Below are 15,058 nucleotides of genomic sequence, written 5' to 3'. Positions count from 1 at the left end.
ACGGAGTGATATGAGCACTCCGCCGGGGGAGTATTACACCGAAGAACGCTGGCAGAACTGGCTAGACCGTATCGAGGAAGAAGACGTCGACCCTGAAGACGAGGATTCGGCGCGTCTCCTGTTGAACCTCCAAGACGACGCCGCGATCGCGGTCGCGAAGATTATCACCGACTACGAGGACGGACCGCTTGACGAGGAAGCGACGCTCGACGAGCTTACCGGCGTCCGGGAGATTGTTCTCGACGACATCGACATCGACGACGAGGAGACCGTGATGCTGATCGACGGCGTCCAGACCTCGCTGCTGTGCGTGTTCTACGCGGCCGAGGAGTTCGTTGCTGAGGGGGCCGCGGACGACGCGACCACTACGGACTACATCGAGGCCGCCGCGGACGCAGAAGCCGAAGAGGATCTCGATGCGGCGCTCGGGTACTGTGTGCAGGCCGGCACGCAGATCATCGGCGGGTCGGAGCTCCCGATGGAGGTCGCTGAGGACCTCGAATACGGGCTCGTCTCCGAGTGGGTCAACGGACTCGACAGCCTCCAGACCGCGATGAGCGACCCGGAAGTCGTCGAAGAAGACGAGAGTTGATAATTCGGCAGTCAGGTTTTTACCGCCGTCTCCGCAACTCATCGGCATGACTTTCATGGGCGATGAGCGTGCGCAGTCAGTACAGGTTGGGGCTGTGCTGCTGTTTGGCGTGCTTATCATCGCCTTCTCATCGTACCAGGCGTTTGCCGTGCCGGAGCAAAACCGGGAGGTGGAGTTCAACCACAATCAGCAGGTGCAAACGCAACTACAGGACCTGCGAAACGCCATCGTCTCTGTTCCGGGACAGCCGAGCCAGCAAGCCGTCTCAGTCCAGTTGGGGACCCGATACCCGAGTCGGCTGGTGGCGACGAATCCCGGGCCGCCGTCGGGGTTACTGTACACGGACGGGACCAGCAATGAGTCGCAAAATCTCACGGTTCGCAACGCAGAGGCGATTACCCCTGAGACAGCAGATTACTGGGACGGAGCCACGCCGCGGCACTACAACACGGGCGCTGTCGCTTACAAGCCGGAGTACAACGTCTACGGGGAGGCCCCGGAGACCGTCTACGAGCACTCGGTCGTCTACAACCAGTTCCGCGAGGGGAACATCACGCTCTCGGAGCAGGCGATGGTCGATGGCCGTGACATCACACTGGTCACAGTCAATGGGTCGATGAGCCGCTCGGCAAGCGATTCGGTCACGGTCGACATAGAGCCGAAATCCCAGTCGTCCCGGACGGTTCGCGTAACAAATACGACGGCGACATCGAACGTCTCAGTGTCGTTTCTCTCTCGGCTCCCAGCGTCGGAGTGGAGTGTCCTTCTTGAAGACCAGATCGACCCGAATCCGGGCGACATGAGCAACGAACGGTACGTCGCGAGCGTCACCGGTGCCGAGGGACCCGGCTCGCTCTACAACATCACCGTCGTGTTTGAACGAGGGGTGAACTACCGCCTGAAGATGGCGAAAGCGGGTGTCGGCACTCGTGTGACTTCTGAGAGTGAGGCGTACCTCACCACTGTCGGTAGTGAGAATATTACGGTCGCGAAAGGCGAAAGCGAAGAGATTGTGCTGGAGGTTCGGGATGCGTACAACAACCCCGTAAGCGATATCGAAGTTAACGGCTCAGTGGACGGGAATAACGCGGGGTCGCTTACCACAGATACAGAGTCGTCCGACAGCGACGGTCGTGTCAAGTTTATCTACGAGGCAAGTCAGTCGACGGCAACTGGAACAGCCACTGTCCAGTTCAGCCTCGATGAAATCGACGGGTCGTTCGATGGGGAGACCCCAGAAAATGTCTCGATTCCGGTGACGGTGACGGAGGCAAACCAAGGATCCGGTGGTGGATCCGGCACCAGTGGCCTCATCTACAACGAGGACGCTGTTGCCCTCGATAGCAACGGGGGCACTGACGGTGGCGTCCAGTTTACCGTCACCAATGAATTGGCTGAGGAGATCACAATAACAACGGTAGCAATCGACCCCGTTAATGACGATATAATCCGACTCAGCGACAGCTTTAGCAACGACCGTCCCCCGGCACCACAGGAGAATGAGATATATATCCAGGCAGACACGGATGGACATACCGACTTCGGTGGCGGAACAGATGTCCCACGAACTGTCGATGTCGACAGTGATGGCGGCCTGAACGGTCCAAATCCGGTACTGTCCGACACATCAACTGCGACGTTCCACCTGTTCGAGTTCGTCCAAGACACTTTGTTTGGCTCCTCCGAAATCGATATGACCGGCGAGAGCGTCACGATAACAGTCACTTACGAGCTGGCAAGTGGCGGTACTGGTTCGAAGATGTTCACGGTCACCCCGGGCGGCGCAAACACGAACGAGCAACCGAACGCCGACTTCACAATAGCGTCCAACGGACCGGAGTCGAACGACAAGTGGGATTTCGATGCCGGTCCGTCTAACGACCCGCAGGGAGACACCGTGACCTACGAGTGGGATCTCGATGGCGACGGTATCTTTGACGATGCGAGCGGCCAGACGGTGCAGAACAGAAAGGTAGACTCCGGCACAACCGTAGCACTTCGAGTCATTGACTCGGGAGGTAATGCCGATACTATCCGCAAAGAGGTGCCGTAACGGCCGCCTCTGTCACCGGTCTCAGCAGAGATTCACGGTAATGTAGACGACGCCGTCGGCGGTCGCCGCGCCGACGCCGATGTGGTTCGCGTTCGCCACGTACAGCGTGTCACGGGGACCGGAGAGGTCGAACCAGTGGTCGGCGACGGCGTTCGCCGTCCGGGTCGCGTTCGCCCCGTTCGGGTCGATGCTCGTGACCAGTTCGAGGTCGGTCACCGGGCGGAGATACGCATTGCCTTCGTGACGGAGGCGACACTGCTCGGACAGTCCGGCGGCTGCATACCGGTCTGCCGTGTCTGACCCGTTCGCAATCGGGGAGGCAAACCCCTGTGCAGCCATTCGCTCGCTGTGGTTGCCGGCCATCGCTGAGAGCGTCTGTCCGGTTTTGGTCTCGTCCGAGAGCGAGCCGTCGAAAGCGTCGTTGGCAACCGGGTTGCCGCGTCGGTCATTGATTGCCGCTACGAGCCGCTCTTCGAGGCGGGCCGTATCGATATCTGTCTCCGGGTCTGTTGGTGTGGACTGTCCCGCTTCCGGCGTCGAGGGAGCCTCCGTGGACTGTGTGACCACGGCCGCAGTTTTCTCACTGCGTGACGTGTCGGATGCGACACTGTCCGTATGGGAAGTCGTCGCCGACGACGCTTCCACGGACTCTGTCGGGGCTGGCTGGGTCGCGTCTGCGCCAAGCGATCCCTCGACTGCTACCCCTGCAAGTCCCGAGACACTGAGTACCGCCAGAACCACTACTCCGAGTGTGATGACCGATCTGTTCATATGAAACGTTCCTGTTCGGTTCCGAGAAATGATATCTGGAATACAGTTATCTCGGGACCGTCTCGAACGGCGTAGAATCGGCTCTCTCTCCACAAATATGTTTGGGAGGGAGCGGCGATCCAATTACCAGCGACGAGAACCTGCCCGTAAACATCTTTACTGTGGATGAGTGTCCTGAGGTATGGGTGACCTGTCGCGGCGCGGCTTCGGAGCCTCGGTGCTCGCCGCGCTCTCTGCCGGCTGTCTCGGGAATCGACCTGAAGAGGAGTCCGAGACGACGCCAGTCCCGGAACCGACAGCGTCACAACGAACTTCGACAGCTGATCGTGTCGGCACTGCCTCGACAGCGAATAGTGCTGCTCCGGCAAACGCTTCAACAGCACAGCGCGCCGAGGCGTCGCAAACGAACAGCACGACGGAAACGTCGGCACGGCTGCAGGTCGAAACCGAGACACAGACGCCGACACCCGAACCGAACCACCGGTCGGTTGATACGACGTTCCGATTGGAAGAAAACGAGTATGAAGATTTCACAGTCGACGCGACTGGCCAGACGACGCTCAGCTACGACCTCATCGTTCGGCGCGGCCCGGCCGTGGATGTCATTCTGTTCACCGAAGAAGAGTACCGGGCGTTCCAGAGCCGCTACCGGGCCCGGTACGCTGGTGAGGTGTCACGGTTCCACAAGACGAACATCCGCGACAACCGGATTACCATCGAGCCGGGAACGTATCGGCTCGTAGTCAACAACACCGACTGGTCGCGTGCCGTTCCGTCACCAAGTGAGCCGTACGACGTTCTCGAAGACGAGTGTCTGGTCGATTTCTCTTTTAATACGAAGCCGGCAGCCACCGAGTAACCACCTTGCAGATCGGTCGCGCCTTATCGACGCAATACTAGGCAATCGTCGAAAGACCAGTCGACAAGCCCATATACATCCACGCTGACGTTAGACTCATGACTGCAGTCGGTATCGACGCCATGGAGATCTGGACCGGGAAACTCAAACTCGACCTCGCTGAGACATTCGCGCCGGCTCAGGGAGACGATCCGGGGAAGTACACGAAGGGACTGGGCCTGCGCGCGTCGTCGTTCCCCGACGTGTACGAGGACATCGTCACGATGGGGGCGAACGCGGCCCATCGCCTGATGGAGCGCAAGGGGCTGACGCCGGAAGATATCGGCCGTATCGACGTAGCGACCGAGAGCGCTTTCGACAACTCAAAACCCGTCTCGACGTACATCGCGGGCTGTCTCGAACAGGTGTACGACGAGAACTTCCACCACGCCAACAAGGGCGAGCGGAAGTTCGCCTGTATCTCCGGGACACAGAGCCTCGACGACGCCTACAACTGGATTCGCGCCGGACGAAACCGCGGTCGAGCCGCGCTCGTCATCGCTACTGACACCGCTCTGTACGCCCGCGACGACCCTGGCGAGGCCACGCAGGGGGCCGGCGCGGTGGCGATGCTCGTCGACGAAGACCCGAGTCTGGTCGAACTCTCTGCCGAACAGGGGTACGGCAGCGCCGACGAAACTGACTTTCTCAAGCCAAATCAGCAGTTCCCGTCCGTCGACGGCAAGCGCTCGGTAAACGTCTACCTCGCCCGTATGCGCGAGGCACTGGAAGACTTCGCCGAGGTAGCCGGCGACATCCACCCGGGCGACTACGAGATGATTCCCTTCCACACGCCGTTCCCGGGGATGGTCCGGAAGGCCGCAGCGCTTGGCTACCGACACATCGTTCGCGGCACGGACGTGGGTGACCTGCTGGCCGAGGAAATCGGTCACCAGCCCATGCGTTCGGACTTCGAGACAGACGACGAGTTCCATGCGGCGATCAAAGAGTACACCGACGCACTCACCGAAACTGAGCGCTATCAGGACTGGTACGCAAATACCATCGAGCCGACGCTCGAGATCTCCCGCGAGGTCGGCAACTGGTACACCGGCTCTGTCCACATCGCCCGTGTCTCCGGGCTGAAACACGCCCGTGAGAACGGACTGGATCTGGACGAGGCCCGATTGTTAGTTGCCTCCTACGGGTCCGGCGCGCAGGCGGAAGTTCACGCCGAGACCGTCGTCCCCGGGTGGGAGGCAGAAATCGGCGCGCTCGACATCGAAGAACAGATCCGGAACCGTTACGAGCTCTCCTTCGCCGAGTACGAACAGGTCCACGACGTCCATAATCACGAGACTGAGACCGATGTCGAGGAGTTCACCGCCCCCGAAAACGAGTTCGCCTTCGACGGCTGGGGCCGGATGGGTGAGCGGAAATATCGGTACGTGGAGTAGCGAGGTTCGGAGCGAGCAACGCGAGTGAGAACCTCGAACCGAAACGGCGACCGCCGGGAGCCGTGGAGGAATAGCGAGGGGCGCGAACGCAGCGAGCGGCCCCCGAATCGGAACGGCGACCGAAGGGAGGCGTGGAAACGTAGCGAGAGGCGTTCCGTCTGTTGTCGTCGATACGCGGACTTCTATTTGTACCGCACTGGACAGTATACAGTACCCAACTACGGCTTATCGTTGTTGAGGCGGCTAACAATGTCATCGAGAGAGACAGAGAGCGTCCGCCCACTGTTGTAGTATTGAAGCGCAAGCATCGTCCCGGCGAACGAGGCAGCAACAAGCAGTCCAAAACCGGCGAACGAGGCAGCAACAAGCAGTCCAAAACCGGCGAACGCCCAGAGGATAAGATAGCTAAATTGTACCATGCGTGGACATGACACCTCGATATCAAAGTAATTACTCTTGGAAACATTGCAGTCCGACGGAACCGCCGTGTCACCCCGTTTAGTGACCAAAGGGAGCGTACACGACGATAGTCGTTTTCCGGAGAATCTCTCGATAGGCGCGAGATAGTACGGCCAGACCCGGACCCGCTCAGGGAAGGTTTCGAAGACCGCCCAGCAGTTCCTCCAGATCGGTATCGGTAATCGCCAGCGAAAAGTCGTCGATGCGGGCGAGGTCCTGTGCGTGTTCCCAGACGGCCTCGTCGTCGAGCCCGTGAAGGATCACCGCGTTGGGCGTCGGTGAGACGACCCGGAGCGCGACCAGTGGGGATTCGCCGCGGGTCACGTTCGTGAACACGAGCGCGCGGTTCGTCGACTGACCGTATAGCTGGTAGAACTCGTCGGAGGAGAGCCGCGTAATGGCGGCGATAGAGTTGATGACGGTGTGGCCCGCCACGGTGTCCTGACTACCCCGGAACAGTTCCTCGGCGTCGATGGCGTCGTAGACGCGCTCGACGCCCACATTCGCGGAGTATTCGCGGAGGTCGTGGACCACGTCGCTGTCGAATCCAGCCGAGAGCACGCGGGCGTGCTGGCGGATGTGGTCGCCGCCGCGGTTCTCGTCGATGTCGAGTAATGCGACGACGAGTCGCCTGACAACGCCGATACCGGGGTTGTCACGCCGGCCGCTCTCGTAGTCCGAGACCACGGACGGGGAGACATCGAGTTCGTCGGCGAGTTCGGTCTGTGCAACGTCGAAGTCGGTACGCCACTTCCGCAGAGTCGCCCCTGGGTCGTCGCTCAGTGCCACCTCGCCCGCCATTTTTTCCGCGAGGTCATCGCGTGCGCCCCCTGCCATTAGTTCACACGCTGGGGGGTCGCGAATAAAAGGGTATCGGAACCACGGGCGCTTACCGGCGAGCGGTCAGTTCGACCGCGGCAAGGACGCCGTTCGAAGGGGTGTGAACGACGCGTACTTCGATGCTGTCGCCCGGTTCGACGGTCCCACCGCCGGCGTTCAGCTGGAACCTGATTACCCGGCCCGCAGACCACCGCTGGCCGCCATTAGCGATGACACCGCCGACACAGTAGTCGTAGACGGCGTTGTCCGGGTCGTCGGTGTTGCTCGCAGACAGTGCCGTCCCGGGGACCGGCAGGTCGACGAGACGGGCGTCGGCGTCGGCGATTGCGACGGCGATTTCCAGTTCGTCGGCCGGAACCGGGTCGCCGCCAGCGTGTCGAATCGTCACCGTGTTCTCGCCACACCCACCTGACGGCCCAGTCACGAACTCTCCTGTCGAGCGGGCAACGGTAGGCGTCCGCTGGGTCAGGTCGCTGCTTGCAGTGAACACAACACTGCCGACTGTCGCTGCCAGAAAGACGCTAATCGCGAGCATGAGGCCTACGCCGACGACAGGACTGACGCCGCGATGGTCAGAATGGAGATTTCGTCTGGCCACTGGACCACACTGTCCGTTGCTTTCAATAAAAATCTCAGTAGTGGACCGGCACCGCTCCGCAATCCCTAAACGCCGGTCGCACCAACAACGAGCCAATGGATTGGACGGAGAAGTACCGCCCGACGACGCTGTCGGAGGTGCGGGGCAACGACAAGGCCCGCGACGCACTGAAAGAGTGGGCGGAGACGTGGGACGACCACCGTGAGGCGGTCATTCTCTATGGCTCCCCGGGCATCGGGAAGACTTCGGCTGCCCACGCGCTGGCAAACGATATGGGGTGGCCGACCATCGAACTCAACGCCAGCGACTCCCGGACCAAGGACGTTATCAATCGGGTTGCCGGCGAGGCGGCCAAGTCAGGGACGCTGACCGCTGGCGGTGGCGGCCGTCGGCTCGTCATCATGGACGAGGCGGACAACATCCACGGCAACGCCGACCGCGGGGGCGCACGAGCGATCACGGCCCTTGTGAAGGAGGCCAGCCAGCCGATGATCCTCATCGCCAACGAGTACTACGAGATGTCAAACGGCTTGCGAAACAACTGCCAGGACATCGAGTTCCGGGATGTCTCACCTCGCTCTATCGTCCCCGTCCTCCGTGACCTCTGTCGTCAAGAAGGCGTCGAGTACGAGTCCGACGCGCTGCAAGACCTCGCCGAGCAGAACAGCGGCGACCTGCGAGGCGCGGTCAAAGATCTGCAGGCCATCGCCGAAACGACAGAGCGGCTAACCGCCGACGACGTGGTGACCGGCGAGCGCGATACGACCGAGGGAATCTTCGAGTACCTCGACGTGGTACTCAAGGAGGCCGGCGCGCAGGAGGCTCTAGAGGCCAGTTACGACGTGGACGAGACGCCGGACGACCTCATCAACTGGATCGAGGACAACATGCCCAAGGACTACGAGGGGGCCGAACTGGTCCGGGCCTACGAGTTCCTCTCGAACGCCGACCAGTGGCTCGGCCGCGTGCGCGAGACGCAGAACTACTCCTTCTGGCGGTACGCCGGTGACAACATGACCGCTGGCGTCGCCGCGGCGCGGGACGGGACAAAGGGCGGCTGGACCCGCTACGGCCCGCCGAGCTACTGGTCGAAGCTCGGCCGGTCGAAGGGGACACGGAACACCCGGGACTACGTCGCCCAGCAGATCGCCGCTATCGACGGCGTGTCGATGCGGACCGCCCGCCGGGAGATCATGCCGTTCCTCTCGACGATGACTCACCACTGCCGGAACCGGGACCTGACGGTGGCAATGGCGGCGACCTACGACATGGAGGCCGAGCACGTCTCTTTCGTCACCGGGTCTGGCAAAGACACGAACAAGGTGCAGGATATCGTCGCTGACGCCGAGACGCTCAAGGAGGAAGCTGCCGTCGAACACTCCGGCGGAGCGTTCGAGGGTGCGAGTGCCGACGGCGAACCCGGTACAGATACCCAGAGTCCGGATACCAGCGCTGACGATGACACCGGCGAACAGCAGGTGACGCTTGCGGCGGACGATGACGCTGGCTCCGACGCCGCCGGGGACGACACCACGACCGACGACGAGACGGAAGCAGCGAGCGAAGCAGCCGAAGACGACGATCAGCAGTCCGGCCTTTCTGACTTTATGTAGTCATCGGCTGGTCGTGCCGAGGCCGGGAATCGCGACCCGATTCTCGACGTAGTCCATCAGGAGCGACGCCGAGAGCACCAGCGCCAGATACAGCAGGCCGGCGAGGACGAACAGTTCCGTGTACCGGTAGGTCTCGCTGGCGATGGCGTCGGTCCGTTCGAACAGTTCACGGACAGTGATGAAACTCGCAAGCGACGAGTACTTGATGAGGTACACCAGTTCGTTCGACCAGCCCGGAATCGCGTAGCGCAGGCCCTGTGGCAGGACGACGTGCCGTATTCCATCGACCTTCGAGAGGCCGATGGCGCGCGCGGCGGTGAGTTGCCCCTCCGGGACGGAGTTCAGCGCCGAGCGGATGTACTCCGACTGGTAGGCGGCGCTGTTGAGCATGAACGCGATAACGGCCACCCAGAACGCCTGTGCGGGGATGAATCCGGTCCCGACCGTGGGCAGCTCGCGGATGATTGCAGTCAGCGGCGTCGCGAAGTAGAGGACGAACAACTGAGCGAGCAGCGGCGTCCCACGGAACAGTTCAGTGTACGCCAGCGCGACCAGACGGGTGACGGACCCGCCGTACACCCGCGCGACGCTAAGCGGGACAGCGATGAGGAACCCAAGCGCGATGCCGAGCACCGTCAGCAGTATCGTGGCCCACACGCCGGTCGCCAGTTGCGGCAGGTATGGAATCGACGCGGCCAGAAACTCGAAGAAGCCGGCGACCCACCCGATGGGGATCCCGACCGGACCGAGACTCGTCGCGAGACCGCCGAGCGTCGACGCAATCGACTCGAACGGGGCAGTCGGGAAGAACGACGTATTGCGCTCGATGAGCGCCCCATCCAGCAGGAAGTCGTTCGTCCAGCGCACGACGAGCCACGTCCAGAAGACGGCGACAGTAAGCAGCGTCAGGGGCTGCTCGGTCAGCCCGGCGGCGCGGGCGCGGAGGGTTCGCCCGGCGGTCGTTGACTCCGGCGTCCCCATGGGTCACTCCCCCTCGTGGGTCGTCTCCAAGCGACTGAGGAACTCGCCGGTCCGTGCCGCCTCTGGGTTCTCGAACAGCTGTTCCGGCGGGCCGTGTTCGACGATGCGCCCGTCATCGAGGAAGATGATGTCCGACGCCGCCGACCGCGCGAATCCCATCTCGTGGCTGACGACGAGCATCGTGATGCCTTCGGCGGCGAGGTCGCGCATTACCTCGACGACTTCGCCAACGAGTTCGGGGTCGAGCGCGCTGGTCGGCTCGTCGAACAGCAGGAGCTTCGGGTCCATGGCGAGCGCGCGGGCGATGCCGACGCGCTGTTTCTGCCCGCCGGAGAGTTCGGCAGGATAAGAATCGGCCTGATCCAGCAGTCCGACCTGTTCCAGATGCTCGTAGCCCTTCTCCTGGGCCGCCGATTTGTCCATGCCGCGGACTTTCCGCAGGCCGAGTGTGACGTTCCCGAGCGCCGTGAGATGGGCAAAGAGGTTGAAATCCTGAAACACCATCCCGACCTGTTTTCGGAGTTCGTTTACGTCGGTGTCGGCGTCGGTGACGCAGCCGCCGTCGAGGTATATGTCGCCGCTGTCGATCTCAGTGAGGCGGTTCACACAGCGGAGCATCGTCGACTTGCCGCTCCCGCTGGGGCCGATAACCACGTCGACATCGCCAGCGTCCATCTCGAAGCTGACGCCCGAGAGGACCTGTTCATCGCCGTAGGACTTGTACACGTCGTCAAGTTCCAGCAACGGACCACTCATGCACGCTCACCTCCGGGGATGCTGAAGCGGTCGTCGACGTAATCGAGCGAGCGGTTCGTCACGAACGTGAGAACGAAGTAAATGAGGCTCACAGTCAGGAAAATCTCAAGCGCAGCGGTGCTTTGACCGCCCTGGTAGAGGTTCTGGCCGACAGTTAGCAGTTCGCCAAGGCCGATGACGATGGCGATACTCGTGTCTTTCAGGACAATCGTGAACTCGTTCTGGAAACCGGGCACGCTCCGGCGGAGTGCCTGGGGTACGACGACGCTACGGATGGCCTGGAGCCGGCCCATGCCGACGGCGCGAGCGGCTTCCAGTTGTCCTTCGTCGACGCTCTGGAGCGCGCCGCGGAAGATCTGTGACTGATACGCACCACTCCGGAGTCCAAGCGCGATAGTCGCCGTCACGAAGGCGCTGCTCGACACCGAGAGCCCGAAGAACAGCAGGATAATGATGACGAGCAGCGGCGTGCCGCGAAGGACAACCCCGGCCGTCTCGACGGCGCGTTTGAGCGGCCCACGGCCGTACACCTCAACGGCTCCCGCCGGAAAGCCGAGCAGAAAGCCGAGCAGAATACTCGCGGCTGTCAGGCCGACCGTGACACCCGTGCCTGCGAGTAGCAGGTCGAGGTTCCCGGCGACAAACGCCCAGTCGCTCTGCAACGGGAGCGGTGGCATCGGTTACTGCTGGCCGAACCACTTGTTCGTCAGGTCCTGATACGTGTTCCCGTCCCGGACTGTGGACAGGCCATCGTTGAGCGCCTGGGTGAACTCGTCGTCGCCCTCCCGGACGCCGAACCCGAAGTTCTCACCCGTCTCGTACGTGAAGGCGATGGTGACCGGACGCTGTGCGGCGAAGGTCTGGGCGACCGGCTCGTCGATGACGACGGCGTCGATGTTGCCGTTCTGGAGGTCTTCGACTGCCAGCACGTAGTTGCCATAGGAATTGTAGTTCGACTCGTCGAGGTTCCCCGGTTCGATGAGTTCCGACTGGACCGTACTCTCGCCCGTCGTGCCCTTCTGTGCGCCGATTGGGCGCCCGGAAAGGTCCGACATCGACTCCGGTGAGAAGTCGCCGTCCTCGCGGACGACAATCGCCTGGTTCGAACTGTAGTACGGATCAGTGAAGTCGATGGTTTCGTCACGCTCGTCGTTGATCGTCATCCCCGCGGCGACTACGTCGATATTCTCGTTCGTCAGCGCCGGGATCAGAGACTTGAACTCGAACTCTTCCCAGCCGGCAAGGGTGTAGTCGGTCTCGTCGACGACTGCTTCAAGCAGGTCGATGTCGAACCCGACGAGTTCGCCGTCCTGTTTCATCTCGAACGGGGGGAACCCCGGTGCAGTTCCGGCAGTGATTTCGGTAGCGCCGCCGTCGCCGCCACCGCCCCCGAAACAACCAGCGAGCGAGACAGTTACTGCAGTTCCACCGACTGTGGAGAGGTACTGGCGTCGTGAAAGGCCGTTGTCTGACATAGTCCTCACCACACGACAGACCGGAATATATCTTACGTGTTACCCACGGAGGTGGGACGCGTGTTCAATCGTCAGCGCGTGCTGTGTGCTGGGTCTCGGTCGATTGTACCGACGGCGACTCCGCCGTATCGGTGTAGGCCCACGCCGTCGCCGCGACCATCGCGCCGAAGATGAGCTGTGCAGCCCCGTGGTGGAGTACCTGCGCCGTGGCACCGAAGTTGAAGATGGTGTTCGCGCCGAGGAGAATCTGCACCGGGAGCACGACCGTAGCGACACCTGTCGCGAGTTTGATCCGCCGGCTGTACTCACCGCGCCACGCGGCGATGGTCGAACCGAGGATGCCAAAGCCAGTGATCATGGCGACTAAACGGTGGAACCACTCGACGAAGCTCGCCCAGTTTGCGGGGAACAGCCCCATCCAGCCGTCACAGAACGGCCAGCGTGCCTCACAGGTCAGCCCGGCACCGATAGCACCGGTGTACACGCCGAGCAGGATGAGTGCGAACGTCAGCACCGTCGTCGTCGCCACCAGTCGGCGGAAACGGGTGGTCATACCTAGACCTTCGGTTGCACGTACTTATGCTCTCTTTTCGCGCTCGATCGCCGAGTACAATTATCTTTACTGATACTCTCGGAGTCATCTTTATCTACAGGTGTGGTGGAATGGAACATAGCTACCTTATGTTCGAGCAGATCCGCACCTATCTCTCCGGCCAGCGGTCCCGTTCTCCGGACGCTGCGGCCAGACGGGCGGACGGCGGATTCGTCGCGAGTGACGGACAAACTCGCTTTCTGACCGACGCCCTTGACCCGAACTCGCCACGCCTCACTGATCGCTTCGACGACCAGGATACGGCCGCTATCGGGTCACAGCACGTCGAGCGGCAGTTCGAACTCGAACCTGACGAACTCCGGGCGCTGATTGACGACTACGAAACCGCCGGCATAAGCCAGCGTGAGTTCATCGCCACCCAGGGCTTTGTCACGGAATCGCTCGTCGAAAGTGCGTTCGAACAGCTTCGGAACGAACTCGGCCCGGATGCACAGGATGCTATCAACACTGTCGAGGCGGAGCTTCACGAAGGGCTGGAAACGACACAGTCTGTCACCCAGGCCGGTATCGACGCTTTCACTGGCTCTACAGCTGAAAGCAACGCTACCGGCGGGTTCGACTACCACGACGTACTGCAGCATATCGGGACGCCGCTCTTTGTGCTGGACACGAACGGTGATATCCGCAGCTGGAACAGTTCGATCGAAAACCTGACTGGCGTCTCCGAAGCCGAAGCAAAGGAGATGGAAATGGCGAGCATGGCGTTCTATCCGGACGGTCGACGCGGCAAGACCCTCGCCGACAAGGTCCTCGACGCTCCGGAGACGACCCACAAGAAGTACGACGTGCCAAAGGTCGAGGACGAGGACTTCACGCTGTACCGCGATACGAGCGTGATGGCCGACCAGCACGGCAACGAGCGCAACATCTCGTTCAGTGCCGCCCCCATCTACGACGAGAACGACGAACTCATCGCGGTCGTCGAGATGGTACAGGACCGGACCGACGAGGCCAAGCGCCACGAGGCGGTGACGAACCTGGTCGAAGAAGTCAAATCGACCATGGCTGCACTCAAGAACGGCCGCCTCGACGCCCGGGCGTCGTTCGACCGGACCGACGGCGGCGAGTACGTCGACGATCAGCTGTACGAAGTCATCGGGTCGCTCAACGATATGGCAGAACAGGTCGAGGAGCTGGCAGACCAAGTGGACGAGCAGGCCCAGCAGCTGGCGGTCACTATCGAACAGGCGAATTCGTCCGCAGAGGCCGTCGAAAGTCGGGTTACCGAACAGACCGACTCCCTCACCCAAGCGGCCGACAACATTCAGAACATCGGGGCCGGGATGGAAGAGGTCGCCGCAACGTCCAGCGAAGTGGCCTCAGCAGCACAGCGCGCGAAGGCAGCCGCGGAAGACGGGTCAGCGGCCGGTGAAGCGGTCATGGATGTCACCGATGGGCTTGCCGAAACGAGCGACGACCTTGTGGACACCGTCACCGATCTCGACGACCAGATGGACGAGGTGAGCGAGATCGTCGAGATAATCGCCGACGTGGCAGAGCAGACGAACATGCTCGCACTGAACGCCAACATCGAAGCGGCCCGGGCCGGTGAAAGCGGGAGCGGGTTCGCTGTCGTGGCCGACGAGGTGAAGACACTCGCGAATGAGACGAGCGAGCACGCTTCCGAGATCTCGACGAGCATTACCACGATTCAGGACCAGGCGACCGAGACAGCCGAAATGGTCGAGACGTCCCACGAGCAGGTCGAGCGTGCGGAGTCGGAGATCGAGGACGCGCTGGATGCGCTGGACGAGATTTCCGACGCCGTCGAGGAGGCGACGAGCGGTATCCAGGAAGTCGCCGACGCTAACGACGACCAGGCGAGCGCTATCGAGAACGTGACTTCGATGGTCGAAGACGCGCAGAACCACGCCCAGGAGGCCGAGGCTGCGACGAAGGAGATCGTCGAGGCGACCGACCAGCAGGAAGACGCAGTCACCGAACTGACCGACCGAGTCGGTGAACTCACGAACGCGAACTGAGAGCCGAAGGCGGTCCAGTACGACGCTGTC

Annotated in this window: 15 protein-coding genes; 6 read left to right on the top strand and 9 right to left on the bottom strand. The window is 61.9% G+C overall.

Annotation, left to right across the window (positions count from 1 at the left end; all coding sequences use genetic code 11):
* Positions 1 to 10 precede the first annotated feature (10 nt).
* Positions 11 to 592, top strand: a complete 582-nt coding sequence (locus AMS69_RS08030; protein WP_053967545.1) for a DUF2150 family protein — start codon at positions 11 to 13, stop codon at positions 590 to 592.
* Between the two features lie 46 nt (positions 593 to 638).
* Positions 639 to 2,645 (top strand): hypothetical protein, encoded by a 2,007-nt coding sequence (locus AMS69_RS08025; protein ID WP_053967544.1) that lies wholly within the window; start codon positions 639 to 641, stop codon positions 2,643 to 2,645.
* A 21-nt stretch (positions 2,646 to 2,666) separates the two neighbouring features.
* Here the strand turns inward: AMS69_RS08025 and AMS69_RS08020 are convergent, their stop codons facing one another.
* Positions 2,667 to 3,416, bottom strand: coding sequence for a CAP domain-containing protein (locus tag AMS69_RS08020; RefSeq protein ID WP_053967543.1), 750 nt, complete (start codon positions 3,414 to 3,416; stop codon positions 2,667 to 2,669).
* Between the two features lie 181 nt (positions 3,417 to 3,597).
* On the opposite strand from AMS69_RS08020, the gene AMS69_RS08015 reads away from it, so the two are divergent.
* The gene (locus tag AMS69_RS08015) at positions 3,598 to 4,275 is read left to right on the top strand and encodes a hypothetical protein (RefSeq protein ID WP_053967542.1); all 678 of its coding nucleotides are present in this window, start codon (positions 3,598 to 3,600) and stop codon (positions 4,273 to 4,275) included.
* 98 nt (positions 4,276 to 4,373) lie between these two features.
* On the top strand, positions 4,374 to 5,711 hold the full coding sequence (hmgB, locus tag AMS69_RS08010; protein WP_053967541.1) for a hydroxymethylglutaryl-CoA synthase: 1,338 nt from the start codon (positions 4,374 to 4,376) through the stop codon (positions 5,709 to 5,711).
* Positions 5,712 to 5,929: 218 nt separating this feature from the next.
* Here the strand turns inward: hmgB and AMS69_RS08005 are convergent, their stop codons facing one another.
* The 3 genes from AMS69_RS08005 to AMS69_RS07995 form a co-directional block, all read right to left on the bottom strand.
* Complete coding sequence (locus tag AMS69_RS08005; RefSeq protein WP_053967540.1) at positions 5,930 to 6,130, bottom strand: hypothetical protein; 201 nt, start codon at positions 6,128 to 6,130, stop codon at positions 5,930 to 5,932.
* 169 nt (positions 6,131 to 6,299) lie between these two features.
* On the bottom strand, positions 6,300 to 7,007 hold the full coding sequence (locus AMS69_RS08000) for a helix-turn-helix domain-containing protein (RefSeq protein ID WP_053967539.1): 708 nt from the start codon (positions 7,005 to 7,007) through the stop codon (positions 6,300 to 6,302).
* Between the two features lie 52 nt (positions 7,008 to 7,059).
* Positions 7,060 to 7,608: a type IV pilin gene (locus AMS69_RS07995; RefSeq protein ID WP_077067770.1), complete on the bottom strand. Its 549-nt coding sequence runs from the start codon at positions 7,606 to 7,608 to the stop codon at positions 7,060 to 7,062.
* A gap of 95 nt (positions 7,609 to 7,703) precedes the next feature.
* Between AMS69_RS07995 and AMS69_RS07990 the strand changes: the two genes are divergently transcribed.
* Positions 7,704 to 9,221 carry a replication factor C large subunit gene (locus AMS69_RS07990; RefSeq protein ID WP_053967538.1) on the top strand — a complete coding sequence of 506 codons (1,518 nt, stop codon included), beginning with the start codon at positions 7,704 to 7,706 and terminating at the stop codon, positions 9,219 to 9,221.
* Here AMS69_RS07990 and AMS69_RS07985 read toward each other — a convergent pair whose 3' ends face one another.
* The 5 genes from AMS69_RS07985 to AMS69_RS07965 form a co-directional block, all read right to left on the bottom strand.
* A complete protein-coding gene (locus AMS69_RS07985; protein ID WP_053967537.1) occupies positions 9,222 to 10,202 on the bottom strand; it encodes an amino acid ABC transporter permease in 981 nt (326 codons plus the stop codon). It lies immediately after the preceding gene.
* 3 nt (positions 10,203 to 10,205) lie between these two features.
* A complete protein-coding gene (locus AMS69_RS07980) occupies positions 10,206 to 10,958 on the bottom strand; it encodes an amino acid ABC transporter ATP-binding protein (protein WP_053967536.1) in 753 nt (250 codons plus the stop codon).
* Positions 10,955 to 11,635, bottom strand: a complete 681-nt coding sequence (locus tag AMS69_RS07975) for an amino acid ABC transporter permease (protein WP_053967535.1) — start codon at positions 11,633 to 11,635, stop codon at positions 10,955 to 10,957. Before AMS69_RS07975 ends, AMS69_RS07980 begins: the two co-directional genes overlap by 4 nt.
* A 3-nt stretch (positions 11,636 to 11,638) precedes the next feature.
* Complete coding sequence (locus AMS69_RS07970) at positions 11,639 to 12,433, bottom strand: basic amino acid ABC transporter substrate-binding protein (protein ID WP_053967534.1); 795 nt, start codon at positions 12,431 to 12,433, stop codon at positions 11,639 to 11,641.
* Positions 12,434 to 12,497: 64 nt separating this feature from the next.
* Positions 12,498 to 12,986, bottom strand: coding sequence for a COX15/CtaA family protein (locus AMS69_RS07965; RefSeq protein WP_053967533.1), 489 nt, complete (start codon positions 12,984 to 12,986; stop codon positions 12,498 to 12,500).
* A gap of 128 nt (positions 12,987 to 13,114) precedes the next feature.
* Between AMS69_RS07965 and AMS69_RS07960 the strand changes: the two genes are divergently transcribed.
* Positions 13,115 to 15,028 carry a methyl-accepting chemotaxis protein gene (locus AMS69_RS07960; RefSeq protein WP_053967859.1) on the top strand — a complete coding sequence of 638 codons (1,914 nt, stop codon included), beginning with the start codon at positions 13,115 to 13,117 and terminating at the stop codon, positions 15,026 to 15,028.
* Positions 15,029 to 15,058 lie beyond the last annotated feature (30 nt).

It is taken from the genome of Haloarcula rubripromontorii, from assembly GCF_001280425.1.
Classification (GTDB): Archaea; Halobacteriota; Halobacteria; order Halobacteriales; family Haloarculaceae; genus Haloarcula; species Haloarcula rubripromontorii.
This window is presented reverse-complemented; position numbering and strand designations above follow the sequence as displayed.

What these genes read in the sequence shown, in the direction of transcription:
- AMS69_RS08005 (WP_053967540.1), bottom strand. Translation starts at nt 6,130, where the DNA reads ATGGTACAATTTAGCTATCTTATCCTCTGGGCGTTCGCCGGTTTTGGA.
- AMS69_RS07960 (WP_053967859.1), top strand. Translation starts at nt 13,115, where the DNA reads ATGTTCGAGCAGATCCGCACCTATCTCTCCGGCCAGCGGTCCCGTTCT.
- AMS69_RS07990 (WP_053967538.1), top strand. Translation starts at nt 7,704, where the DNA reads ATGGATTGGACGGAGAAGTACCGCCCGACGACGCTGTCGGAGGTGCGG.
- AMS69_RS08025 (WP_053967544.1), top strand. Translation starts at nt 639, where the DNA reads ATGACTTTCATGGGCGATGAGCGTGCGCAGTCAGTACAGGTTGGGGCT.
- AMS69_RS08020 (WP_053967543.1), bottom strand. Translation starts at nt 3,416, where the DNA reads ATGAACAGATCGGTCATCACACTCGGAGTAGTGGTTCTGGCGGTACTC.
- AMS69_RS07965 (WP_053967533.1), bottom strand. Translation starts at nt 12,986, where the DNA reads ATGACCACCCGTTTCCGCCGACTGGTGGCGACGACGACGGTGCTGACG.
- AMS69_RS07975 (WP_053967535.1), bottom strand. Translation starts at nt 11,635, where the DNA reads ATGCCACCGCTCCCGTTGCAGAGCGACTGGGCGTTTGTCGCCGGGAAC.
- AMS69_RS07980 (WP_053967536.1), bottom strand. Translation starts at nt 10,958, where the DNA reads ATGAGTGGTCCGTTGCTGGAACTTGACGACGTGTACAAGTCCTACGGC.
- AMS69_RS08015 (WP_053967542.1), top strand. Translation starts at nt 3,598, where the DNA reads ATGGGTGACCTGTCGCGGCGCGGCTTCGGAGCCTCGGTGCTCGCCGCG.
- AMS69_RS07970 (WP_053967534.1), bottom strand. Translation starts at nt 12,433, where the DNA reads ATGTCAGACAACGGCCTTTCACGACGCCAGTACCTCTCCACAGTCGGT.
- AMS69_RS07985 (WP_053967537.1), bottom strand. Translation starts at nt 10,202, where the DNA reads ATGGGGACGCCGGAGTCAACGACCGCCGGGCGAACCCTCCGCGCCCGC.
- AMS69_RS08030 (WP_053967545.1), top strand. Translation starts at nt 11, where the DNA reads ATGAGCACTCCGCCGGGGGAGTATTACACCGAAGAACGCTGGCAGAAC.
- hmgB (WP_053967541.1), top strand. Translation starts at nt 4,374, where the DNA reads ATGACTGCAGTCGGTATCGACGCCATGGAGATCTGGACCGGGAAACTC.
- AMS69_RS08000 (WP_053967539.1), bottom strand. Translation starts at nt 7,007, where the DNA reads ATGGCAGGGGGCGCACGCGATGACCTCGCGGAAAAAATGGCGGGCGAG.